25 protein-coding genes are annotated in these 22,998 nt (G+C 34.8%); 10 read left to right on the top strand and 15 right to left on the bottom strand.

Annotated features, from left to right (window positions below; translation table 11 throughout):
• Positions 1-35 precede the first annotated feature (35 nt).
• Positions 36-1,403 (bottom strand): guanine deaminase, encoded by a 1,368-nt coding sequence (gene guaD, locus FH508_RS07185; protein ID WP_173478335.1) that lies wholly within the window; start codon positions 1,401-1,403, stop codon positions 36-38.
• A 389-nt stretch (positions 1,404-1,792) separates the two neighbouring features.
• On the opposite strand from guaD, the gene FH508_RS07190 reads away from it, so the two are divergent.
• From FH508_RS07190 to FH508_RS07205, 4 genes are all read left to right on the top strand, one after another.
• Positions 1,793-2,434 (top strand): hypothetical protein, encoded by a 642-nt coding sequence (locus FH508_RS07190; RefSeq protein ID WP_173478336.1) that lies wholly within the window; start codon positions 1,793-1,795, stop codon positions 2,432-2,434.
• Between the two features lie 231 nt (positions 2,435-2,665).
• Positions 2,666-3,859, top strand: coding sequence for a YbfB/YjiJ family MFS transporter (locus FH508_RS07195; RefSeq protein WP_139860503.1), 1,194 nt, complete (start codon positions 2,666-2,668; stop codon positions 3,857-3,859).
• A 35-nt stretch (positions 3,860-3,894) separates the two neighbouring features.
• Complete coding sequence (locus tag FH508_RS07200) at positions 3,895-4,596, top strand: HAD family hydrolase (RefSeq protein ID WP_370635708.1); 702 nt, start codon at positions 3,895-3,897, stop codon at positions 4,594-4,596.
• 145 nt (positions 4,597-4,741) lie between these two features.
• Positions 4,742-5,779 carry an Rpn family recombination-promoting nuclease/putative transposase gene (locus FH508_RS07205; RefSeq protein WP_173478337.1) on the top strand — a complete coding sequence of 346 codons (1,038 nt, stop codon included), beginning with the start codon at positions 4,742-4,744 and terminating at the stop codon, positions 5,777-5,779.
• 56 nt (positions 5,780-5,835) lie between these two features.
• Here FH508_RS07205 and FH508_RS07210 read toward each other — a convergent pair whose 3' ends face one another.
• From FH508_RS07210 to FH508_RS07240, 7 genes are all read right to left on the bottom strand, one after another.
• The gene (locus FH508_RS07210; protein ID WP_173478338.1) at positions 5,836-6,546 is read right to left on the bottom strand and encodes an ABC transporter permease; all 711 of its coding nucleotides are present in this window, start codon (positions 6,544-6,546) and stop codon (positions 5,836-5,838) included.
• A gap of 16 nt (positions 6,547-6,562) precedes the next feature.
• The gene (locus FH508_RS07215; RefSeq protein ID WP_173478339.1) at positions 6,563-7,441 is read right to left on the bottom strand and encodes an ABC transporter ATP-binding protein; all 879 of its coding nucleotides are present in this window, start codon (positions 7,439-7,441) and stop codon (positions 6,563-6,565) included.
• Between the two features lie 145 nt (positions 7,442-7,586).
• A complete protein-coding gene (locus FH508_RS07220; RefSeq protein ID WP_173478340.1) occupies positions 7,587-8,603 on the bottom strand; it encodes an ABC transporter permease in 1,017 nt (338 codons plus the stop codon).
• Positions 8,600-9,328, bottom strand: a complete 729-nt coding sequence (locus FH508_RS07225; RefSeq protein ID WP_173478341.1) for an ABC transporter ATP-binding protein — start codon at positions 9,326-9,328, stop codon at positions 8,600-8,602. Before FH508_RS07225 ends, FH508_RS07220 begins: the two co-directional genes overlap by 4 nt.
• Positions 9,329-9,384: 56 nt before the next feature.
• Positions 9,385-10,281: a hypothetical protein gene (locus FH508_RS07230; protein WP_173478342.1), complete on the bottom strand. Its 897-nt coding sequence runs from the start codon at positions 10,279-10,281 to the stop codon at positions 9,385-9,387.
• A 372-nt stretch (positions 10,282-10,653) separates the two neighbouring features.
• Positions 10,654-10,962 carry a hypothetical protein gene (locus FH508_RS07235; RefSeq protein WP_173478343.1) on the bottom strand — a complete coding sequence of 103 codons (309 nt, stop codon included), beginning with the start codon at positions 10,960-10,962 and terminating at the stop codon, positions 10,654-10,656.
• A 149-nt stretch (positions 10,963-11,111) separates the two neighbouring features.
• Positions 11,112-11,990, bottom strand: coding sequence for a LysR family transcriptional regulator (locus FH508_RS07240; RefSeq protein WP_173478344.1), 879 nt, complete (start codon positions 11,988-11,990; stop codon positions 11,112-11,114).
• 105 nt (positions 11,991-12,095) lie between these two features.
• Between FH508_RS07240 and FH508_RS07245 the strand changes: the two genes are divergently transcribed.
• Positions 12,096-13,283, top strand: a complete 1,188-nt coding sequence (locus FH508_RS07245; RefSeq protein WP_139859912.1) for a YbfB/YjiJ family MFS transporter — start codon at positions 12,096-12,098, stop codon at positions 13,281-13,283.
• A gap of 44 nt (positions 13,284-13,327) precedes the next feature.
• Here FH508_RS07245 and FH508_RS07250 read toward each other — a convergent pair whose 3' ends face one another.
• From FH508_RS07250 to FH508_RS07270, 5 genes are all read right to left on the bottom strand, one after another.
• Positions 13,328-14,188, bottom strand: a complete 861-nt coding sequence (locus tag FH508_RS07250; protein ID WP_139859914.1) for a YitT family protein — start codon at positions 14,186-14,188, stop codon at positions 13,328-13,330.
• Between the two features lie 57 nt (positions 14,189-14,245).
• Complete coding sequence (locus FH508_RS07255) at positions 14,246-14,782, bottom strand: helix-turn-helix domain-containing protein (protein ID WP_139859916.1); 537 nt, start codon at positions 14,780-14,782, stop codon at positions 14,246-14,248.
• Positions 14,783-15,150: 368 nt separating this feature from the next.
• Positions 15,151-15,324: a hypothetical protein gene (locus FH508_RS07260; RefSeq protein ID WP_228134535.1), complete on the bottom strand. Its 174-nt coding sequence runs from the start codon at positions 15,322-15,324 to the stop codon at positions 15,151-15,153.
• Positions 15,308-16,735 carry a recombinase family protein gene (locus FH508_RS07265; RefSeq protein ID WP_173478345.1) on the bottom strand — a complete coding sequence of 476 codons (1,428 nt, stop codon included), beginning with the start codon at positions 16,733-16,735 and terminating at the stop codon, positions 15,308-15,310. The genes FH508_RS07260 and FH508_RS07265 overlap by 17 nt, the downstream gene beginning before the upstream one ends.
• A gap of 340 nt (positions 16,736-17,075) precedes the next feature.
• Complete coding sequence (locus FH508_RS07270) at positions 17,076-17,711, bottom strand: hypothetical protein (protein ID WP_228134430.1); 636 nt, start codon at positions 17,709-17,711, stop codon at positions 17,076-17,078.
• Between the two features lie 237 nt (positions 17,712-17,948).
• Here FH508_RS07270 and FH508_RS07275 point away from each other — a divergent pair, with 237 nt between their 5' ends.
• Positions 17,949-18,098, top strand: coding sequence for a hypothetical protein (locus FH508_RS07275; RefSeq protein WP_173478347.1), 150 nt, complete (start codon positions 17,949-17,951; stop codon positions 18,096-18,098).
• A gap of 234 nt (positions 18,099-18,332) precedes the next feature.
• Here the strand turns inward: FH508_RS07275 and FH508_RS07280 are convergent, their stop codons facing one another.
• Positions 18,333-18,989, bottom strand: coding sequence for a CatB-related O-acetyltransferase (locus tag FH508_RS07280; RefSeq protein WP_173478348.1), 657 nt, complete (start codon positions 18,987-18,989; stop codon positions 18,333-18,335).
• A gap of 342 nt (positions 18,990-19,331) precedes the next feature.
• On the opposite strand from FH508_RS07280, the gene FH508_RS07285 reads away from it, so the two are divergent.
• A complete protein-coding gene (locus FH508_RS07285) occupies positions 19,332-20,072 on the top strand; it encodes a hypothetical protein (RefSeq protein ID WP_173478349.1) in 741 nt (246 codons plus the stop codon).
• A gap of 322 nt (positions 20,073-20,394) precedes the next feature.
• Here the strand turns inward: FH508_RS07285 and FH508_RS07290 are convergent, their stop codons facing one another.
• Positions 20,395-21,138: an Ltp family lipoprotein gene (locus FH508_RS07290; RefSeq protein WP_370635709.1), complete on the bottom strand. Its 744-nt coding sequence runs from the start codon at positions 21,136-21,138 to the stop codon at positions 20,395-20,397.
• A gap of 255 nt (positions 21,139-21,393) precedes the next feature.
• Here FH508_RS07290 and FH508_RS07295 point away from each other — a divergent pair, with 255 nt between their 5' ends.
• From FH508_RS07295 to FH508_RS07300, 3 genes are all read left to right on the top strand, one after another.
• Positions 21,394-22,128, top strand: coding sequence for a hypothetical protein (locus tag FH508_RS07295; protein WP_173478350.1), 735 nt, complete (start codon positions 21,394-21,396; stop codon positions 22,126-22,128).
• A gap of 243 nt (positions 22,129-22,371) precedes the next feature.
• Positions 22,372-22,497, top strand: a complete 126-nt coding sequence (locus FH508_RS23920; RefSeq protein ID WP_255639689.1) for a type II toxin-antitoxin system HicA family toxin — start codon at positions 22,372-22,374, stop codon at positions 22,495-22,497.
• Positions 22,498-22,593: 96 nt separating this feature from the next.
• Complete coding sequence (locus tag FH508_RS07300; RefSeq protein WP_173478351.1) at positions 22,594-22,977, top strand: type II toxin-antitoxin system HicB family antitoxin; 384 nt, start codon at positions 22,594-22,596, stop codon at positions 22,975-22,977.
• Positions 22,978-22,998 lie beyond the last annotated feature (21 nt).

A 22,998-nucleotide genomic window follows, 5' to 3' on the forward strand; every position in this document is an offset into this window, starting at 1 on the left:
ACAGCAAAGGGGAGGGCATTGTTTGCGTTAAATTATTAAGCTCTTTCATGAACTTTAGTGCCTTGCACCCACACTTCACGAATATTTTCAGGACGAACAAGATACATGATTTTTTGGAAAATATCAATCAATGCTTCATTGTTATCATAGATTGGAAGTTTGGCAGAGACTATTTTTGTATCGATTACTTGAACATCCCACGTATAGTTTTCCTGTAAGCGACCTACTGGAAGGCTTAAACTTTCGCCACCACCTGCTGTTGCTAAGTAGAATGCTTCATTAATCGTAATACGTGAATTTGGTACACCACGTTTGTCTGCAGGAAGCGCCGTATCAACACCATCTTCTAACATTCTAGATGACATAACAGCTTGTCTTGCGTTATCAAAAAGACTCGGAGAGAAGCCACCCGAAATATCTGATCCTAAACCAATATCCACCCCTTTTGAATGGAAATGGGCAATTGGAATAACACTGTTAGCAAAATAAGCATTTGAGATTGGGCAATGACCAATTGCTGTACCCGTTTCAGCAAATAAAGCTGCATCATCATCGCTTAAAAAATTGCAATGAGCCATAACAGACTTATCACCTAATAGACCAAAGTCATGTAAAGCATAGGCATCATTTTTGTTAAAGCGGTCTTGTACATAACCATGCTCCCAATCGCTTTCGCTACAGTGAGATTGAATGTGCGTATCGTGTTTAGCAGCTAATTCTCCTAAACCTTTTAAAGCAACATCTGTACAGCTTGGGATAAAGCGAGGCGTTACAACAGGATAGACACCTTGTTTAGTAGTTTTCGCTAATTCTTTAACAGCTAAAATAAATTCTTCTGTATCTGCTAACGCTGTATCTGTGTTCGCATCTCGATAAAAATCTGGGTTTTGTTCTTGGTCATCCATGACAACTTTCCCCACTAGACCACGTTGTCCTTTTGTAGCACATATTTCAGCTAATAATAGGCTCGCCTCTTTATGGACAGTTGCAAAGTATAACGATGTAGTTGTGCCATTCGCAAGGAGGGTACTAACTAAATCTTCATACACTTCTTTGGCAAATGCTAAATCCGAGAACTTCGATTCAATAGGGAAGGTATATGTGTTCAGCCAGTCATTAAGAGGAATGTCTAAAGCAGTTCCAGCTTGTGCCCATTGCGGTGCATGTACATGCAAATCGACAAAGCCGGGTAAGAAATACTGTCCATCAGATAATTGGTGGAAATTTTCTTTTCCTTCGTATGTAGTTAGTAATGTTTGATAATCAGGATGTTCTGGCGCAACAGCCTTTTCAATCATACCGTCAGCGTTAATGCAAAATAGATAATCTTTTAAAATTTGTACTTCTTTTGGAGACTGACTCGAAAAAGCAGTACCTTTGAAAATTTGCGTATATTCTAACACGTTTCGCACCTCAATGTTCGTATTTTAGTATCGGTAGGGAATATTATAGGACAAAAAAACTGTGAAGTCTATAAAAAAAACGAATAAATTGCTGCTGGATTTGATAGAGATATAAGAGAAATTAACATAAAATGAAAAGTTTTTTACAACAATTTAACGCAGTGGGAATATGTGGTTGAAGGAATGAAAAATGAAAAAAGGGGGTTGGCAACTTAAAAATTTTTGAATAAAATATAATTGAGAATTATTTTCAATTAAAAATCTCGCGCAAAAAAGGGAGGTGGCAGTATGGCCTTTTGAATCTAGCAAGGTATAAAAATGGTAATTAGGTTATTCTAACGTTCACTGCTAGAATCTCTATACTTACTAAACAGAGAAAGGAGCATACTATGAAAAAAATAAGTAGTGTATTCATTTTATTTGTAGTAGTTATAGGACTAGTAATCCCTAATTTTGCTTTGGCAGCACGTGAGAATGAGCAAGATAATCCATTTGAAACCCCAGAAAAATATGTTTCCTATCTAAAGTCATTTGGTGATACGTACGATGAATTCATTCAGCAATATAGTGAATTATCGAAAGAAAAGCAAGAAGTAATTTTAGATGTTTTACAAAATGGTGGTAATTTTGACGTAGAGCTTACTGAAAACAGTATACAAAGCAATGAAAAACATAGATATACTAGAGCAACCGTACAAACTAGACCAGTATCATTTGATGCAGATTTTAGATTATTCGGGATAACCTTTGTGAAAATTAGATTAGAAGGTAGATTTGAATATAGTAATCAAAGAGTAACCTCTGTACAGTATAAAAATGCTTACATTGTTCAGAACTTTGTTCCTTTAAGTGGTTTTGAAAGAACTTCGTTAGATGCATATGTTAGTGATGGTAAATTTTATGCGAGTGCTGCATTTACAGCTTTTGTAGGTGCAAAAATAGGAGATAATGTTATTGGGGTGCGTCCAAGAACCTTTAACATCGAGTTAAATTCTGATTATAGAGGGAATGTGAATGGGCATGCTTGGTAGAAAGGCTATCGTCATAACAGGAATATGTTTGCTCGTTTTTTTGCTCATTTTATTTATTATTATGAATTTAGAAGCTAAATAAAATTTAGAAGACTCAAGTATAATTGCTTGAGTCTTTTTTGTAGCTTGTAATACGCTTGTTTTTAGAATATTGGTAAAATTTTATAAATATAATTGCTTTCTGAATGTGTATTAAGTATCCTTTTATTAACAAAAGGGGGAGCGGATGTGATGAATCGTCAACACGTGGGGGTCTTATTTGGTGGAGTATTATTACTTGTCGTAGCAATGGGGATTAGCCGTTTTGCTTTTACGCCCATTTTGCCATTTATGCGGGAGGATGTCGGCTTTTCGTTTAATGTGGCCGGCTTTTTAGCATCCAGTAATTATATTGGTTATTTTATTGGTGCATTATGGGCTGGATTTATTTATCGCCAAAAGAAAAATTTTTTGCTGTTAAGTGTAGTGTTAAATGTTATTTCTGTAGTTCTTATGGGGCTAATTGAAATTTATAGTGTTTGGCTTGTCCTGCGCTTAGTTGCGGGGATTACAGGAGGGCTAATATTTGTTTTAACATCCAGTATTATTATGGATTATTTAGCTAAACAATCACTGACAAAGTGGTCAGGTTATTTATTTAGCGGTATAGGACTTGGTATTGCCATATCTGGCTTGTTCGTACCTTTCATTGAAGTACGTTTTGCTTGGCAAGGTACTTGGATTGGCTTAGGAATTTTATCAGCACTTTTATTAATTATTACATTGATCTTATGGAGAAATTTACAAGTTCACGATAGCGTAAAGGTTACTAAATCGTCTGATACAAAAATGTCGCGAGGTTTTATGCCTTGGCTAATTGCGGCATATGGTCTTGAAGGGCTTGGCTATATTATTACAGGGACATTTTTAGTAGATATTATTCACAACATACCTTCGCTCCAAGCGTATTCTTCCTATAGCTGGGTCATTGTTGGAGTGGCGGCAATCCCATCTGCCCCAGTTTGGACAGTTTTATTAGAAAAGTTTTCAGCAATTAAAATATTGTTTGTGGCATACATATTACAAGTGCTAGGGATTTTGTTGCCGGTATTTTCACAAACAGTGTGGAGTGTTTTATTGTCTTCATTTTTATTTGGCTTAACATTCGTTGGCATTGTAACATTGACAACCGCATATGCCAGACAGCTCTTTCCAACCCAAAGTGGTCCAATCGTTTCAGTATTAACGACATTTTATGCATTTGGCCAAATAATCGGACCAATAATTGCTGGACAACTTGTAGTAGTATACAGCAGCTATAAAGCAGCACTCATCTTTGCTGGAGTCATCGTATTTTTAGCGTTAATAGTGATGTTATGCGGTAAATGGATTGTCATGAAACAGCAAGAAAAAGTAGCGAATTTAAACGTGCAATCCACACCATAGTGCGGGTGCCTGCCACTCAAAATATTCAGAATTGTTTGGGTGCCTGGCACCAAAAAGAGGAGGGAAAGGCCATTATAGAAGCTGTGCTGTTTGATTTAGATGGTACATTGTTAGACAGAGAGAAGTCATTGATTACTTTTGTTTCACATCAATATGATCGTCTAGCTCCTAAACTTTCAAGTATTCCAAAAGAAGATTACATTAGTCGATTTATCGAATTAGATAACAATGGATATGTATGGAAAGATAAAGTTTATAAACAATTAATAAATGAATTTAATATAACAGCATGTTCAGTACAAGAGTTACTTGATGATTATGTTTCCAACTTCAAGCATTATTGTATTCCTTTTCAGCATCTGCATCGTATGCTTAGTGAATTAAAGCAACAACACATCAAACTAGGCATGATTACTAATGGATTTGGACAATTTCAATTGGATAATATCCGAGCACTTGGTATTGAGCAAAATTTTGAGGTCATTTTAATTTCAGAATGCGAGGGGTTGAAAAAGCCAAACCTTGAAATATTTGACCGTGCTTTAGCTAAATTACAAGTACGTGCCGTATCTAGTATGTTTGTAGGCGATCATGCAATAAATGATATCGAAGCAGCCAAAAATATGGGAATGGTAGCAGTTTGGAAAAGAAACGATGCAAGCCCAACAGAAAAAGCTGATTATATTATCGATGAATTAAGTGAAATTCCATCGCTCGTTCAGCAGGGTATGAAGTAAGGTTTAAAGGTGTCAGGCACACAAAACATTCAGAATTGTTCGAGTGCCTGGCACCTTAAACAATTTATTTCTATATTTCATTTTTCCCTAAATCGACAAAATGTTATAATTATAGATAGTAAATCAATCAATTGGAGTGATGCGAATGAGTGTAAAGACTTTACGTAAAATCCCACTTGAGAGTTTTGTCGATTTAAAGGTAGATTATGTTTTTAAACAATTTTTTGGTACAGAGCAGAATAAAAATATTACTGTGGTTTTTCTAAATGCTATTTTAAAACGTACTGGCCGTAATACTATAAAAGAGATTTCTTTTATGCGGCAAGAATTCGGTAGCGAGCATGTAGATGATAAGCAGTCACGCTTGGATATTTTAGTGAAAACACAAGATGATTTATTTATTAATGTTGAAATCCAACTGACAAATAAATACGACATGATGAAACGAACACTGTATTATTGGTCTCGAATTTATACCTCTCAGCTTCGAAAAGGAATGGGTTATTATAAACTTCGACCTACAATAACTATCAATATTTGTAATTTTAGTTTATTTGAACAAACAAATAATTACCATTCTCTTTTCCAACTATATGACTTTGATGAGAAGTTTAAAATGGACGATGTACTTGAAATTCATTTTATCGAAATAAATAAATTTATAAAGCAATGGTACGCAAAGCAATTAAATTCTTGGGAAAATGTACTTGCTAGATGGTTAATGTTGCTGGCAATGGTTGATGGTCGTAAAGGTAAAGTCTATGAAGAAATCTATTTGGAATTGGAGGAGCTCGCCATGAAAGATGAGGAGTTATTAAATGCTTTCAATGTTTGGCAAGATTTAAGTCAATCCCCTGAAGATTATTATGCTTACCAATCTCGTTTGAAATATATTCTTGATGAGGCGGCGAAGCTTGAAGATACAAAATATATAGCTGAGCAGGAAGGGCTATTAAAAGGAATAGAACGGGGAATGGAGCAAGGTATTCAGCAAGGTATTCAACAAGGTATTCAACAAGGTATTCAACAAGGTATTGAGCAAGGTATCAAACAGGGAGAAAATAAGATGCAAAAGGAAATCGTATTGAAACTATTAAAAAGAAATACAGATGTTGAAACAATTGCTGAATTAACCGGACTAACAGTTACTGAAATTGAACAGCTAAAAGAATTACTTGATTAATTCTTTAGGTGCCAGACACTCGTAATTTTCAGAATTGTTTGGGTGCCTGGCACTTATTACATTTTCTTTTTACGATTTGAAATAAAGAAGTACAAACTAATTACTAGCATGCTATAAATAAAAATCCATATATATTGCCAATAAAAAACAGCAGGTATTGTTTGGATACTATCATCTGCACTCATCATTTTTAAAGAAAGATGTACAGGAGGTAGAAGCCATATAAGACCTTGTACTTGCACGATGACATTTTTCAACGAAGCGATAGCTAAAGAAATGATTAGGATACTAAGTACCCCCCACCAAGAATTTTGTCTGTTTTGGACTAGTTCCCTTGTAAAAAGGGAAGAGAGTGCAATACTAAGGATCGAAAGGCTAAAGTGAGCTAGAAAGCCTAATATTATATGTAAGGCCCTTGGTCTTTCACCAAATGCATCAATCATTATCGGATAGAATACTGCAACACAGCTTAAACTAAAGCCGATCATTATACAAATCAAATAAAGTGCCCTAAAATAAGCTTTTTCTCCCTTAGAATGGAGTATAGTAATTACTTTTTGTCCTTCATCCTCCCCATGAAATATTGTAACGGTAAACCATCCCATTAACATAAAAAGAAATGTCGAAGTAAATGAGTAACTATCTAATATTGGATTTGGCACAAATGCATAATTGACTACCATACATAAAATGAAAATGAAAAAAGGCGGAATATATTTATACGTTCTTATATAGTTAACTATTTGATAGTGCAATAAACTCATCATTTCCCTTGTAAACCTCCTAGAAATGGCTATGGAATTGATCTTTCTTTGGATTTAGAGGTATGAGCTGTTTAATGGACGCTTGGTGCTGAAGTAATGTCAGAAGGATTTTATCAGTATCTGGACTACTAACTTTTACGGTCACCACTTGATTGCCATTCGTTAATGTACGCATTTCTTTGATTTGGATAAGAGAAGAAAGTGCATCAAGGGATTTTTGACTTGATAACTCAAAAATTATTTGATTGTATGGAATATGGTTTTCTTTAAATGATTCCAGTTGTAACACTTGGCCCTCTTGAATTAATAAAACTCGGTCTACAAGATTTTCTAATAATTTTGTTTCATGGCAAGTTAAAATGATACTATATCCTTTTTCCTTTAATGACAAAAGAATTTGTTCTAAATCAATTTGGGCGCGAGGATCAAGTCCAGATAAAGGTTCATCCAAGATGAGAAGATGTGTTTCTTCAAGCATTGCCTGCATAATCATAATTTTTTGCTTCATGCCTTTTGAAAAATGAGTAATTCTTGTCGAACGAGACGCCTCCATATTAAATATCTTTAGTAATTGATCTATTTTTTGCTGTAAATGTTTTTTGGGGATACCACTAATTTTACCCATATAAAAAAGATACTCTTCAGGGGAAAATAATAGATGCGATGGAGTGACTTCGGGTACGTAGCCGATTTTTAAAGATTGTCGATGTTTGGTCACTGTTCCGCTATCTGTATCCACTATACCACCAATAATTTTGAGTAGCGTACTCTTTCCTGAGCCATTCTTTCCGACGAATGCTATAATTTCCGCGTTATAAATGGAGAATGAAATGTTGTCTAAAACTTTTGTGGCTTTATATTGTTTAGAAATATTTTTTACTTCCATTATCGTATTCATAAGGACACACCTTTTTGTGAGTGATAATTCTAATGATTCTATTATAAATTAATCCTACACAAAATACCTCTTAAAATGGTTTTATTTTCTAATTTAGCAAAAATAAAAGGCTCTGCTCATACTAAAGAGCAGAACCTTTTAAAAGTCACAATGAACGATATTTTTTTAAGCTAATGATATTTAACATAATAAAGACAATAGCAAAGCAAGCTAGAATTACTAAATTTACTAGAATTTCATTAAAGGAAAATCCTTTATACATCACGCCATTTAAGGCATCCGCCGCATAGTATAGTGGCATGATACGACCAATATATTGTAACCATTCCGCCATATGATCCAGTGGGAAAATACCCGAAAAGAATACTTGTGGCACAATAACAATGGGGATAAATTGCATCATTTGAAACTCTGAAGCGGCGAAGCTAGATAAAAGTGCACCTAATGATAAAGATACAAGTGCAATCAAAATATTAATAAGAAACACGAGCCAAATGGAACCTATATGGACGATATCAAGAACATAAATTCCGAATAGAACAATTATAATGGTTTGAATAAGGGCAAAAAAACCGTAACCAATCAGATAACCTGCTACAATTTCGGCACGTTTAATAGGTGTTGCTAGTAATCGCTCTAATGTTCCAGACATACGTTCCTTTAATAAGGCAATACCAGTAATTAAGAAAACAAAAAAGAAAACAAAGAAACCGATAAGCATTGGGCTGAAAGTATCAAAAATAGCCGTATCTTTGTCACCGTATACATAGTCGGTCATTATCGCCATATTAGAAACTTGCTCTGGTTGTAATACTTGTGACAACTTCATCATAACAGCTCTAGCAGTAGTAGGATCGTCATTTAATAAGGTAAGCTTCACTTGATTGTTGTGAAGTGCTAACCAACCGTCATATTGTTGCTCTTTTAGTTTGGCAATAGTAAAATCATTTTTTTCAATTACATCAAAATCGGCTGCTTCTAGTTTTTCAATAAGCTCTGCCGGACTATGTGATACAACTAACGTTACTACAGGCTCATTACTATTAAAAATAAAATACATTAAGGTAAGCACGAGGAGGGGGGCAAGAAATAGCAATGCAAGTGTACGCTTATCGCGTCGCATTTGCTGAATAATTCTTAAAACTAGGGCGCCAATTCTCATAGTATTGTTCCTCCAGCTTTTAAAAACACTTCATCAAAATCTTTAGCTTGATATTTTGTTTTCAACTCGTTCGGTGTGCCTTGTGCAAGAATGTGGCCACTACGAAGTATTGCTAATTGATCACAACGCTCTGCTTCATCCATTGCGTGTGTCGTCACTAAAATTGTTTTGTTCTCTTGTTCTTTAAGACGAATAAGCTCCTGCCAAATTTCTTGTTTCAATACAGGATCTATCCCTACTGTTGGTTCATCCAAAATCAAAAGTTTTGGATTTTGAATCAGAGCAATTGCGAGGGACAATCTTCTTTTCATCCCTCCAGAATAATTCATTACTTTATTATTTAATTCGTCGGTTAAACGAACAAGATGTGCAGCGTACGCGACGCGCTCCATTCGTTCTTTTTTTGATAATTGATAAAGCTTTGCAAAAAAATGGAGATTTTCTGCACCTGTTAAATCTGTATATAGCGCATCGGATTGTGCCATGTATCCAATATCCATTAACAATTGCTTGTGAGGAACAACGTAATTGAATACATGGATAGTGCCACTATCTGGCTTCAACATGCCCATGATTAGCTTAATTAATGTTGTTTTCCCACAACCAGATGGGCCAAGTAAACCAATTAACTGACCAGTTGGAATGCCCAAGGAAAGTGGGGCAATAACTTGTTTATGATGAAAACGTTTTTCGACAGCATTTAATGTAATTGCCTGCTCTCCCAAAAAAACAACTCCTTATGAGGTGCCTGACACGCAAACAATTCAGAATTGTTTGCGTGTCAGGCACCGTAATACGTATTGAGTGCTGCTTCCAAGCGTTGTTCTAAATGTTGTGAAATATAGCCAAAAACAAACTGTTCCTTTTCCATCTCAATTTGTGAGGATCTAAAAATTTTTGCGAAAAATCCTGACTTATTTTCGAGTGAAAATTGTTGCAGTGCTTCGGTGCGTAATGTTGAAACGATTTCATTTTCAATATGGCGTTCACGGATTTTTTTTACAATATCCTTTACGCTGCCTTCTTGTAACTCTAGCATTTGCTTTTGGAGATTTTCATTTATATGTCTCAGTTCATTTGTTTCATTTTGGATGTCTTCGATTTTGCGACTCGATTCGGAAGATAGCGCATTTTGAGCTAAAAAATCTTCGTTAATCGTTATGTGCAATGTCCCTTGCTTTTCATTAGGTTCCATATGAAATAACCCTGTTTGTATCATTTGCTGTAGGACACTACCTAAAACATCGACTTTATTGGCTAAATCATCAGATGAAGCAAGAGTGGTAGCAGTAATTTGGTGCTTAATTTGCTGACTGCTATCATCAATTCCTAGAAGAAGTTTTAAGCCCTTTACACGGTATTCGTCCTTTAGAAGTAGTATCATACGAAGTCGTAAAATGGCAGGGAGGTCCAACCGAATATTTGTGATTTGATGATTAGAGGCACTATCAAAAATATACTGGTCAAAAGGTTTAATGTAGTAACGGAGCATAGCATCCGTTATTTCAAACCAACCTGCAACTTCTGAAATACTATAATATTTTTTTTCATGGATGTGTGTTAAATAGGCATCACCATAAAGTGTTTCTTCTAATGGTGTATGTTGTAGAACGACAAACAATGGATCATGCTGCACAATTCCGAGTACTAATTCTTTTGCATCACTTATTTCAAGCATTCCTTCTACACCCCCACTTTATTTTTCATTTGCTAAATTTTGCATTATCTCTCTATTAGGTTTCTATTCTTTTTAACCCAATTGTATGCATATTTAGACAAGGATAATTTAATATTTTAATGTTTCTTTAAAGAAAGTAGTTTGAAATATCAAAAACTGCTCTTTTACATTAATCGTTATCCTGCTACCGAATTTGTGGAGATGTAGAACTAGATGTAATGACTAAGGTGGGCACCTAAAAATAGTAGAGGACAGGAGAAATAATCCATTACTCAAGGTTAAAAAATAGCTAACGTTAGTACGATTATTCATATTAACTAAAAGTTAAATTGAAAAAGTTAGCCGAGAAATCCACATAACTTTTAAAAATAACTACTTTGATAGTGGATGGATAGTAATCGTATGATTGCTCAAAAGCTGGTCGTTGAGCATGACTTCCATTTCAGTATATATAACGTTGTCCTTAACGAGAATCTGCATTTCAGTGTACTTATATTGACATTGGAATTCACGAATATATTGCGTGATAATTGATAAATTGTCGTTATTTTTAATTTCTACTTCCACAAAAAAAGGCAATGTTAATTGTGGTGGTGAGAAACAGCCACGGCGAATCCAAATCGCTTCATTTACATAATATCGGATTGGCAATTGTCGATCACTAGCTATAAATAAGTCCATTTAGATCTCCTTCATTTTGTAAATTCAAGATGTCTCATAACTATTTTAAGTATAGCTTTTTCTGCTCAGAATGTCGTGAAAGAGCCTTAGGTGTTGATATTGTGTTGCTTGCAACCATCGTATGTCTTTTGCCTATTGAAAACAGACGTTCACTTCTGAAGCTGTTGGTACGCTAAAATCGAATCAATGAAATATGTTAGTGCAGGTGGTTGAAAATCATCTTGACGATATATGAACCAAGTAGGGATATGCGTTTGCTTTGTAGCCAATACATGAATAGCGAGTGGTTGCGAAGCGATATATTTTTCTGCGATTGCACGTGGCAGGAGCGTTACTCCAAGTCCTGCTGCTACACAGCCGATAATGCCATCAAGTGTTCCAAACTCCATTCTTTTCTTTGGTTGCACACCGTCTTCATGTAACCAGTGTTCAAAAATTGCCCGATAAGAGCAGCCATGACGGAAAGTAATAAGGGTGCAATTTTCTATATCTTGCAAGTTTTCAATTGGTTTATGCTGGATTGACGAAATGATTACTAGCTCCTCATTGATAAATTCCTTTGCTATTACATGCTCTTTATAAACAGGCCCTACAACAAAAGCACCATCTAACTCATAATTTTCTAATCGTTCAATATTTTCCGTCGATGTACTCGTTGAAATTGTTAACTCTATCTGTGCATACGACTTATGAAAATTAGTTAAGAGCGTTGGTAAATGGAGCGCAGCGGTAGTTTCCATTGAACCAATACGCAGAACACCCTTTTTTTCTCCCGTATCATGGAGCATTTCAAAGGATTTTTCATGCAAATATAGCATTTTTAATACGATTTCATAAAATTGTTCTCCTTTAGCTGTTAAACGGATTCCGCGATGTCCTCGATAAAAAAAGGTTACATTATATAATTCTTCAAGATTTTGTATTTTCATTGAAATATTAGATTGTGAGTAATTAAGTTCTGCGGCTGCTTTAGAAAAACTTCCTGCTTGTACGACCGTCCGAAAAATAAGCAAATCATTAAAATTCAAGATATTCCCTCCTGCTATCAATTTATTTGATATCTATTATAAATAATCGGCTCTATTTGTGATACCTAAATATTAGTTATAGTAAATGTGAAGGGGAGGGGAACTATGAATAAGCAAACAGTTCATTATTTAATTGGAGGCGTTTTTGCATTCATCGTTGCAATGGGCATTAGTCGTTTTGCCTATACAGTCATTTTACCTTACATGCAAGAAGCTTTTGCGTTTAGTCGAGCAACTGCAGGCTTTTTAGCTACAAGCAATTATTTAGGCTATTTTGTAGGTGCCATTATTGTTGGACGTCTACAATTCAAAGAAAAACGGATTCCCTTCTTACAACTAGCATTAGTTATAAGTATTGTAACTACTGGTTTAATGGGGTGCACTAAGGTGATTTTTGTTTGGTATGTGCTTCGGTTTATTTCTGGCGTAATGAGTGCTTTTATTTTTGTCATTGCTGCAAGTCTAGTGCTCGATCAATTAGCTACGAGCAGGAAATCACACTTATCAGGGATTTTTTATAGTGGTGTAGGGATAGGAATTGCATTAAGTGCTTTAATTGTTTCACCAATACATGCTTTATTTAACTGGTATGGCACATGGTTTGCCTTAGCATTATTTAGCAGTATCTTACTAATATTTATTGTCATTTTAATAAAGCCAAACACACTTAAAACACAACAGCAAACTAGTGAAACACCAATATTGCGTAAAGCTCTACCGACAAGGTGGATTAAATGGCTAGTACTTGCCTATAGTCTAGAAGGACTTGGCTATATTATTACTGGAACTTTCATCGTATCCATTGCAAATGAATCAACAAGCTTTCAGGGGGATGCAGTCTTTGTATGGTTTGTCGTTGGCATTGCAGCCATTCCATCTTGTTTTATTTGGTCAAAACTTGCACAGCGTTGGGGTTATGTAATGACATTATTTATAGCTATGTTATTGCAGTCATTAGGGATTGTGTTACCAGCATTGTCCACAAACACTTTTACAATTTATACAAGTGCTTTTATATTCGGTGCGACATTTATGGGGATTACAACGGTTGCAACTACTTTAGCAAAGCAAATTGTCCCTTTAAATAGTCATAAAATATTAGGAGTTTTAACAGCAGGCTATGCACTAGGGCAATTGCTTGGACCTTCACTAGCAGGAATATTGGCCAACTATACAAACAGTTATCAATATGCGCTAATAGGTGCATCTGCTGTTGTCCTAGTAGGAGCAATCTGTCTAATAAACGGAATAAAATATGAAAAAAATAATAGTGAACTCCAACAAATACGGTAAATAAAAAGAAGTAAGCAAGTAATGATACTTGCTTACTTCTAATATTAGTGAATATCTCGTTTTTTGAAATTACCACCACGAACTTCTGAAACATCAGAAATAACAACAAAAGCACCGCTATCAATATCTTTAATGATTGTCACAAGCTTATTTTCTTCCATACGGTTAATGACACAGTTCAAAATTTCAGTTGGTTCGTTTGAAAATCCGCCACGCCCTTGTGTATAAGTAACACCACGTCCTAAACGAGCTTGAATGGCGTCACCAATTTCCTCAGATTTTGCACTGACAACACGAACATCTTTTGATTTTTCTAAACCTACTTGAATAATATCAATAACGTTTTTCGCAATATAGTACGTTAAAGCTGAATATAATGCGCTTTCTAATCCGAAAATAAAGCTTGCCCCTAAGAAAATAAAGGCATTAATAAATAATATAATATCTCCGACTGAAAACGGAATTTTACGTGATAATAGTACGGCTAACACTTCAGAGCCATCTAATGCACCACCGTTACGTAAGACAATTCCTATTCCAATTCCAAGTAACATACCACCTGATAAGACAATTAATAAAGGATCGTTTGGACCTAAAATTGTTTTAACATCATGTAATAGAACTGTGGAAATCGATAAAGCCGCTATCCCAGTACTACTCATTAATGCAAAAGTTTTTCCTACTTGTTTGTAGCCAATATAAATAAATGGGATATTAAGTACAAAGAGTAGCACCCCTAACGGAATTCCGAATAAATGGGCACCCATAATACTAATACCTGTTACGCCACCATCAATGACATTGTTCGGTATTAATACCGCTTCAAGTCCATATGCTGCGATGACTGCGCCTATAATAATCATAATAAATTTTCTTATATTTTCAACTGACTTGCCTTTTTTCATAAATCTTCTCCATTTCTTTACAATTTAAATCCAGTGATCGTACCTACATATTGTTACTTAAGATTTTGGAATAATATTTAATGCGATCGTTTTTGTTTCCGTTTTATTGCTTGAATCGGACATATTATAGTATCTCGTTAATAAATCATTTAAATCATTTTGAAAGTTGTTAAACTGTTCCTTTGTTAAAGATAAGTCAAGTAATGAAAAAGTAGCTTGATCCTCGACGCATTCTTCTTCAAATAAGTTTAAGTAATTTTGATATTGAGACAGTAGTGCTAATTGATAATAAGAAATATAGTTTAGCTTTTGCTTTTTCGTAAGCTTGGACCACTCCTCCGCATCTATTTTTGCTGCTCCCTCATTTAAAGCATAAAATTTTTCCGTGACAGAACGTACTTTGCGTTCTTTCACAATTTTAATAATGTTTTCATCCATTAATATTTGAATATGGCGATATAATGTAGCTTGCGGTACATCTTTAATTAAAGAAATCATCTCTAACGTACTTAAACCGTCTTCTGTATTATGCATCAGTGCCTGCAAAATCTTCATTCTCACTGGATGCATTAAAACCTCCGCTTTATTAAGCATTATGAGCCCCCTATCTGTAGAAAAGAGATGGTATTAATGGAAAACGCAAATGTTATCAATGTGAGAACATTATCAAAAAATATAATATATTTTTAAACAGATGTACAGTAAAAAGCTAATGAAATTATTATATGAATATGATAATATTATTCGTTTGTTAAAAAACTTTGCGTTTTATTAGGGTGTAATGTGTAGGGACAATTGTTGTTGATATTCAGTATCAGTGCTTCCCACGCTGCCAATTTGTTTTGGATGCGGAACTTGGGGCTAATTCTCTTAAAGGTCAAAGCTCTCATTTAACAGATGAAAAGGCATCAAGGTGTACTTCTTGATGCCTAGTGTAAAAAAATATAAACAAGCAGATGTTTTTAAATTAAAAATAACGCAACAATTGTCGTAACAATAAGTCCTATCGCTACAGGTATTAAATTCCGCCGTGCAAGTTCAAATGGACTGACGTTACAAATAGCAGCAGCGGGAATGAGTGCCCATGGTATAAGTGTACCGCCACCAATAAAAGACATATTATTTAGCTGCAACAATTATAATTTCCCTGGCTTGTTTACTGCTCGTATAATCATCCTTTGTATCAACGATAATTTGCTCGAAGATGGTGGTCATTAATTGCTTGCGTTCGTAATCATCGGCATTCAACCATAGTGTATCAATATTGCGGATAACAGTTCGGATTTCCACATGTTGACGCTGATCCTGCTGCTGTAACGTTTTTAGCTTTGCGTATAACTCGTTTTCTTGATGACGAAGCTTTTCACTTTCTTCTATTAACTCGTCGATGCCGATAATATCATGTTCGAACATGGTTTTCTTCTTATGTGAAAGCTTTTGCACAACAGCTAATTCCTTTTGTAATGACGACAGTTGTGCCATTGGGAATATTGCGTCGCCTTCGTTACTTTGAAAATGGCCACCGACCAAGTCATCCCATTTTGCAAAGATGGTTTGCACTAAATTGCTTTCTAAAATCATATGACTAGTACAAGCTTTTCCAGCTTTCTTGCCAGAACATCGATATGTTTTTTTCTTGCCAGCTTTATGACCAGACATTGCATGCCCGCATCGAGCACATTTTAAAAGTGAGGAAAAATAGTAATTACTCGATTCGCGCTTTCCTCCAAAGGTTCTGCGTTTTTCTAACAAATCTTGTAGCTCCCAAAATTCTTCACGATCTATAATACGTTCATGAATGCCTTCAAACAGCACACGTTCCCGAGGAGGCTTTTTAATGTCTTTCGGATTAGAGCTAAACATTAAGTAACCTGCGTATGTCGGATTATTAGCAATATCTCGCACAGTATCGACATGCCATTGTCCGCCTTTTCGCGTGGGGGTTCCTTTATTTGTTAATTGGCGGGCAAGTGAGAAAAAACCTAATGTCTTGGCTAATGTAAAGATGTCTTTCACAATTTGAGCTTCTTCTTTATTGATAGCTAATTCACCATCCACTACGTGATAGCCATAAGGGGGCGTGCCACCTTTCCAGTAACCCAACTTCACTTTCTTTTCCATTCCTAAACGTACCCGTTCTGCTGTATTTTCTCGCTCCCACTGGGCAATCGCAGCAACAAGTGTTATAAATAAACGACCCATCGCATTTGTCGTATCGTAAACTTCTGTAGCGGATTTAAATTTACATTCATATTGATCTAACTCAGCTAAAATTGTGTGGAGATCAGGGACAGAGCGAGTTAAGCGATCTAGCTTATACACAAGAAGGACATCGATTCCTCCTTGCTGAATGCGCTGTAGCATTGCTTGGAAATGGGGTCTATTTAAATCTTTAGCAGAATAGCCATCATCGATGTAGGGCTCCTCAACAATTTCCCATCCTTGTGAAACACAATAAGCCTCTAATTTTTCGATTTGTGCAGCAATCGAAAATCCATGTTTAGCCTGTTCATCTGTGCTGACTCGAACATAGATGACGCACTTCATCAGTATTTCACTCCTTCTAAACTTCCTTTCTTTTATATATTTTACTAACTATAAAAATAATACTTTTATATGTAGATGGATTTGGATGTTGATTAAAAAATTTGATTAAAAAAGAACGAGCCGTTTTTCAATAACTGGGTATTATTTTGATGATGGGAAGAGCCTGTTGTATGTTCAGGCTCTAGCCTTTAGTTAATTAATCAACATGTATGGTAAGGATGCCAGCTTTAGCAAGCACGAAAAAAGGGTGGATTTTGCATTTGTTCAAATGAAGTCATGAGTGTAATGAGGGACGTATGAGCAATGTGCACAAAATTTAAAATGGAAATGAATTGGACGCTTAATTTCGCCAAATATTTTCGTATGTTTGTGCCTCAAGTTGAAGTGCTTGAAGGATTTTCGAATTTGTTTGAGAAGCTACATGTAATTTAGCTGTTTTGACGTTTAATACAGCATATACAATGTTTTCTGGGATAGGGTCGTTACATCGTGCTTCTAACATTAAAGTGAGGATTGGTTGAATGTTTCGTTCGTTGATTTTTTCAGTGTTTCCTTTAAAAAACAATTTTATTAAGTGAGGAATGCCATCAATAACTAAACCTAATTCGGGAGACGAACGAACAATTAACCCATTATTAGATGTCCATAACGATTTTGGTGGATCAAACCATTCGATTTCTTTGTTACGAGTAAATTTTTTAAATGCCTTTATTGCTTGGGTATAGGAATTAATTTTTCTTTCATGAACTTCAGACAGTAAAGCATCTAAATTTTCTAGAGATTGATTTTTCTCATAGCAAAATTTAATCCGTTCTCTTAATTGTTTCCAATGATCTTTTACTGGGTGATAATCACCTTGATTTTTAATTTCAGTAATTTTGTTCATCTTTGCCAACATTGTTTGCCTAACTGTGAAATCAATGAATTGTGTTAAACCGACAGACAATTTCTCCTTTTCCACTGTCGTTATTTTCAATCACCTTCCTTTCTAAAATCATTTTAACAGAAAGTGGCTTAAATGGAGATAGTAAATTGGATTTAGTTGGTATGCAGCATCCATGGGCAGTATTTGTATTTGGGGGAATGGTATGTTGTGAAAAACAGCCTGAAATGAGTAAGAAAGAAGGAGCGTTTGCAAAGGATTTAATTTGAAATATGTCTTAACGAAAGTGACAAGCCTATTCGACATATTCTGATAAAAAGGAGTGTGCGTATGAAGGCTGTAAAAATGACAGAAGAAAAGGTACGTAAGTTGTTGCCAATCATTGAAAGTATTCTGTCACGGGAATATGGCAGACAGGTAACACTAAAGGACTTAACCGTGGGGGGCATTACGGTTTATAAAGACGATTGCGCGAAATAGTGCAGTCTAATAATTTTAAGGACAAACTCGAACAAAGCACGAGTGAGCGGGCATTAAAAAAACTACATCTAAATTAGATGTAGTTTCATGGATCACCATAAGGCAGCAAGATGTTGTTAACTGAAATGCATTTTATTCAGTTGATTACATAAGCGCGGCAATTTTGCTCAGAACGAACCAAGTGGAAAGCGTTCCCACATACTTAAATTAACTCGTAGTAGTTCTCTATATTTATTATATTTTTATTTCATGTAAATAGAAATCATACAATTGATCGATAGAATCGTTTGATAACAAAGGAATAGCCTTTTCAATTTTCTCACGTTCCCAATCAAACCAACGCATTTCTAATAATTTATCTATTTGTAAATCTGAAAATCGTTTTCGTATTTCTTTGGCTGGATTCCCACCGACAATCGTATAAGGCGGAACATCTTTTAATACAACAGATCCTGCAGCAATAATCGCACCTTCACCGATAGTAACCCCAGGCATAATCATTGCATTCATACCAATCCAGGCATCACTTTTAATAACCGTATTTCCTTTTGGCTCATAAGAACGTTCAATCTGTTCCGTAAACGGATACACTGTTATCCATTCTGAATGGTGATTATGATTACCACCCATTAAAATGATGACACCACTGGCAATACAAACGTAGTTTCCGATAATCAGTTTATCTAAATGCCAACCAAAATCATTAATAGGATTAAATAACTCACGAGATTTATGGTCACCCCAAAGATATCTGACACACCCGTCCTCAAAATTTTGATTTCCATAATAACCTGAGTAGTATGAATAGTCGCCAACTTCAATGAGCGGATTTGTCACTAAATCCTTAATATATTTAATTTCTGACCAATGATTATATTTTTGATTGTTCATTATGCGTACCTCGCTTCTAAGTAATTAGTTTTCATGTATCTACTTAGAAGCTTAATCGCACAGCGACGTTTTTAAGTTTTCTTAAACGACGTATCATCGTCCTCAACCTCTCACGTTTAATGAGGAAATAGTAACTTATAAAAATTAGTATGTCAAACGAGATATTGAGATTGGATGAACCGTTTTGTTTAAAAACTTGAGTGAATGGGTAGCTGGATGAAATTAAGTTGTGGAAAAACACGTTAAATTTGTTATTTTTTTGACGTAATTCATTGCTATTGATAAAATACTACAATATTCGTATATAAAGAAATTAATATAAAGCTGTGAAGGAGGAGAATAATGAAAAAATTAATTATGGTGTTTTTAGCTGCATTAATAGTAGCAGTAATTCATCCGACCATAACAGAAGCAAAAGTAATGCATGATGGAGCAGAAGTAGTCAAAGGTCAAACAGGGAAAATGACTTTTACAAAGGATATCAAGGTATATAAGAAAAATCCAAACGGCACATTTGATTCGCTAGTAGTAAAGCGAAATAACTTCTTTAGAACATATGATATTGAAAAATATGATGGTAAAACTTTTTATCAGATGGGGCAATATCGGGTACAAGCAACAGATTTAGTAGTGTTCAAAGAAGTCCCATTAAAAATTCGTGCTTCCTTCTATCAAAATCCATCGTATATTAATATAAATCGTGAGAATGGAAATTATGGAAGGTACTTCAGAAAAGAAGAATCCTTTTCAATTTATTTTAAGGATACCCCAAATGGACAAATAGTGGAATATTGCGATGACATTAATGATGGGACTTACGATTCTTGTAGACGTTATCTTGGTACAGATCTTAAAATTGCTGACACGATACTAGGAGAAGAAAAGCGTTATAAGCTAATAGAAAATACAATAGGAAAACACGCTCCATTAAAAGAATCGCAACCAGATGTCATGTATGAAAAGGGAAGCATTTTTGTCACAGGTGGGTTGATTATTAACGGGTATGTATTAGTCTTTGTAACGGAAAAAGACTATTATGTTTGGCTACCTGATAATGTCTTAAAGTTAGTCGGAGATAAATAAAGCTTTCTTTTAAAGAACTTAAGGAGTTGCTTTAAAATAACCAAGATAGCTTAATCGTCATCTTGGTTATTGCTTTTCTTTAAAGAGTTTATGTTAGAAAATAAAATTTTTAATCCGATTATAAAATAAATAAACCCAAATGTCTTTAATGTTATATTCGTAGTTAGGTCACTATCGGTTATGCTCATTAATAAATTGCCGAAGAAGACTAAAATAAGTCCAATTAATCCAGTAATATATCTCAATGATTCATCTCCTTATTACAAAAAGCCACTCGGGTGAGTGACTTGTATTGTGTCTTACACATTAAATGCGGTCGAGTTTATTCTAAATTATCAATAGCATATTGAGCTTCTTCTTTGGTGAATTTTTCTCCGTATTCAGATATTAATTGCTCGTAAATAGCCGAATTTGACATATTCATCATATCTGCGTATGATTTTGCTTTTTTCAATGCATTTTCTTTCCAATCAAATACAATATTATTTATAGCGTATTGAGCAGCATCCGCAGGGAAATTTTCCCCATATTCCGATGTTAATTGATCGTAAATCCCTGCCTTTGACATATGCATCGTTTTAGCATATTGCTCTGCTTTTTTTAACGCTGACTTATGCTCACGTGGGACACTTGCCTCTTTTGCCTTCGCTTCTGCTTGAGCTTTGGCCTCTGCTTTCGCTTTAGCCTCCGCTTCTGCTTTAGCTTTAGCTTCTGCATCTGCCTTAGCTTGTGCTTCTGCTTTCTCTTTAGCTTTTTGTTCTGCTAACGCTTTTTCTTCAGCTTCCTTCGCCTCACGGGTAGCTTTTTCTTCTGGCGTTTCTTCCACTTTTGCTACAGTTTCTACTTGTTTTTGTGTATCTTCTTTTTCTGTAATTTCTGCTGGATCTGCTGTCATGCCAAAACCAATAAAGGAAACAATCATTACCGCTACTGATATTCCAGTAAACTTAATTTGTTTTTTAGCTTTTGAAACATCCTTTTTAATAAATTGAACAATAGCCATAATAGCAAAAACTATAATAGCTAAAAAACTTAACACTGCTACAATTAAAAATAAATTATCCATGAATATATCCACGCTCCTTATTGACTATTTTATTGGTAAAATTGGAAAAAGTATATATAAAAATAAACAATTTTATATTATTAAAGCCTATTATTGATATTAGTTTTCAAATGTTTGCTAAAGAATGAGCAACGAAAAGTTGTGGGAAAACGAGTTAATTTTGTTATATTTTTGACATTATTGTATTCTATTGATAAAATAATACGATATTAGTAGGCAAAGAAATGAGCTACAAAAATGATTAGGAGGAACATAATGAAAAAAATATTTATTGTACTATTAGCAGCATTTGTATTGTCGATAGTGAATCCAACAAAATCAGAGGCTATTAGGTTTGATGGAGCCGAGGTGCATAAAGACCAAACGGGGAAAATGACGTTTACGAAAGATATTAAGATTTATAAGAAAAATGAAGATGGCACATTTGATTCGTTAGTGGTGAAGCGCAATAATTATTTTAAAACGTATGAAATTGAAAAATATGATGGTAAAACATTTTATCAAATGGGGCCATATCGTGTACAAGCAACAAATCTAGTAGTTTTTAAAGAAATACCGATGAAAATTCGCGCATCTTTCTATCCAAATGTAACGTATATCAATATTAATCGTAATAGCGGCGAATATGGTAAAATCTTTACGGAATGGCGTGATACTAACATCTCAGATATGAATGGTGATCAAATGTTGAGATATTGCAGGGACACTGGAAATGGCTTAAAGTGCGAAAAGCATTATCCTGGTTCAGATATGAAAGTTCTTGATACAATATTTAAAAAAGCTGGTGTTCGTTATGAAGTAACGGAAGACTCTGAAGCGAAAACCTATCCATTAGAAGGTTCTAAAACGGAAAAACCGATGCCAAAAGGTAGCATAGTTTATTCAGTGAGTGATTCTATTAATGCTTTTCTATGTGTAAAAGAAGACCTAGAAGCAAAAGACGAACAATGCAAATGGCTTCCAATAGGTATTTTAAAACCGATTTATTAACGTGCTGAATTAGTAGGAAAAACAAGCATATATTGTGTAAAGCCCAGGTACTCGGAGATTTTGAGCCTGGGCTTTGTTTTGTTGCATCTGATTTATAAAGGTTGGATTAAGTGAAATTATCCATTTCATATATCAATCATCTACTGCATAAAATTTTATCTATACGTAGAAAATACGTATTAATCACTTTACTCCTTTTATATTGATACGTATAATATACGTATAATCGAAAGGGGTAAAATAATGAAAAAGAGAGAGTTAGAGAAACGCTTCTCGGCTAAAGGGTGGAAATTCTTAACCCATGGTGGCAAACATGACATATGGGTGTCACCAACTGGCAAGAAAGAACAAATCCCAAGGTATAGATAAGTTAATGAAGATTTAGCAAAAGGGCTAATCAAGAAGCACAAGCTGTAAAAGGGGTGGTTTAAAGCCCATTAAAATAGAATCGAAAGAAGGGTAAAAATGAAAAATGTTGTCGTTTATCCTGTGGTTATTTCACCATTATCAGCAGACGGCTTTCACTTAGTGACAATTCCTGATATTGACGGGATTACTCAAGGGGAAACTATTGCTGAAGCAATTGAATATGCAAGGGACTATATAGGTAATGCCATAGTGTTTGCAGATGAAGCAATAAATAAACCGTATACTGTATCTTTCAAGGCAAAAGAAGAAGATATTGTAACACTTGTAGATGTTGATATAGAGGCACATAAGAAAGCTTTAGATTTAACACCAGTAAAGAAAACGTTAACTATTCCTAGCTATTTAAACGATTTAGGTATAAAACAAGGTATAAACTTTTCCCAAACTTTAACGGATGCTTTAAAAGATAAATTAGTATAATAAATATACAAAGTAGCATAA

This window comes from Lysinibacillus sp. CD3-6 (assembly GCF_006351725.2).
Classification (GTDB): domain Bacteria; phylum Bacillota; class Bacilli; order Bacillales_A; family Planococcaceae; genus Lysinibacillus.

What these genes read in the sequence shown, in the direction of transcription:
- FH508_RS07190 (WP_173478336.1), top strand. Translation starts at nt 1,793, where the DNA reads ATGAAAAAAATAAGTAGTGTATTCATTTTATTTGTAGTAGTTATAGGA.
- FH508_RS07195 (WP_139860503.1), top strand. Translation starts at nt 2,666, where the DNA reads ATGAATCGTCAACACGTGGGGGTCTTATTTGGTGGAGTATTATTACTT.
- FH508_RS07205 (WP_173478337.1), top strand. Translation starts at nt 4,742, where the DNA reads ATGAGTGTAAAGACTTTACGTAAAATCCCACTTGAGAGTTTTGTCGAT.
- FH508_RS07210 (WP_173478338.1), bottom strand. Translation starts at nt 6,546, where the DNA reads ATGATGAGTTTATTGCACTATCAAATAGTTAACTATATAAGAACGTAT.
- FH508_RS07215 (WP_173478339.1), bottom strand. Translation starts at nt 7,441, where the DNA reads ATGAATACGATAATGGAAGTAAAAAATATTTCTAAACAATATAAAGCC.
- FH508_RS07220 (WP_173478340.1), bottom strand. Translation starts at nt 8,603, where the DNA reads ATGAGAATTGGCGCCCTAGTTTTAAGAATTATTCAGCAAATGCGACGC.
- FH508_RS07230 (WP_173478342.1), bottom strand. Translation starts at nt 10,281, where the DNA reads ATGCTTGAAATAAGTGATGCAAAAGAATTAGTACTCGGAATTGTGCAG.
- FH508_RS07235 (WP_173478343.1), bottom strand. Translation starts at nt 10,962, where the DNA reads ATGGACTTATTTATAGCTAGTGATCGACAATTGCCAATCCGATATTAT.
- FH508_RS07245 (WP_139859912.1), top strand. Translation starts at nt 12,096, where the DNA reads ATGAATAAGCAAACAGTTCATTATTTAATTGGAGGCGTTTTTGCATTC.
- FH508_RS07250 (WP_139859914.1), bottom strand. Translation starts at nt 14,188, where the DNA reads ATGAAAAAAGGCAAGTCAGTTGAAAATATAAGAAAATTTATTATGATT.
- FH508_RS07255 (WP_139859916.1), bottom strand. Translation starts at nt 14,782, where the DNA reads ATGCTTAATAAAGCGGAGGTTTTAATGCATCCAGTGAGAATGAAGATT.
- FH508_RS07265 (WP_173478345.1), bottom strand. Translation starts at nt 16,735, where the DNA reads ATGAAGTGCGTCATCTATGTTCGAGTCAGCACAGATGAACAGGCTAAA.
- FH508_RS07275 (WP_173478347.1), top strand. Translation starts at nt 17,949, where the DNA reads ATGAAGGCTGTAAAAATGACAGAAGAAAAGGTACGTAAGTTGTTGCCA.
- FH508_RS07280 (WP_173478348.1), bottom strand. Translation starts at nt 18,989, where the DNA reads ATGAACAATCAAAAATATAATCATTGGTCAGAAATTAAATATATTAAG.
- FH508_RS07285 (WP_173478349.1), top strand. Translation starts at nt 19,332, where the DNA reads ATGAAAAAATTAATTATGGTGTTTTTAGCTGCATTAATAGTAGCAGTA.
- FH508_RS07290 (WP_370635709.1), bottom strand. Translation starts at nt 21,138, where the DNA reads ATGGATAATTTATTTTTAATTGTAGCAGTGTTAAGTTTTTTAGCTATT.
- FH508_RS07295 (WP_173478350.1), top strand. Translation starts at nt 21,394, where the DNA reads ATGAAAAAAATATTTATTGTACTATTAGCAGCATTTGTATTGTCGATA.
- FH508_RS23920 (WP_255639689.1), top strand. Translation starts at nt 22,372, where the DNA reads ATGAAAAAGAGAGAGTTAGAGAAACGCTTCTCGGCTAAAGGGTGGAAA.
- FH508_RS07300 (WP_173478351.1), top strand. Translation starts at nt 22,594, where the DNA reads ATGAAAAATGTTGTCGTTTATCCTGTGGTTATTTCACCATTATCAGCA.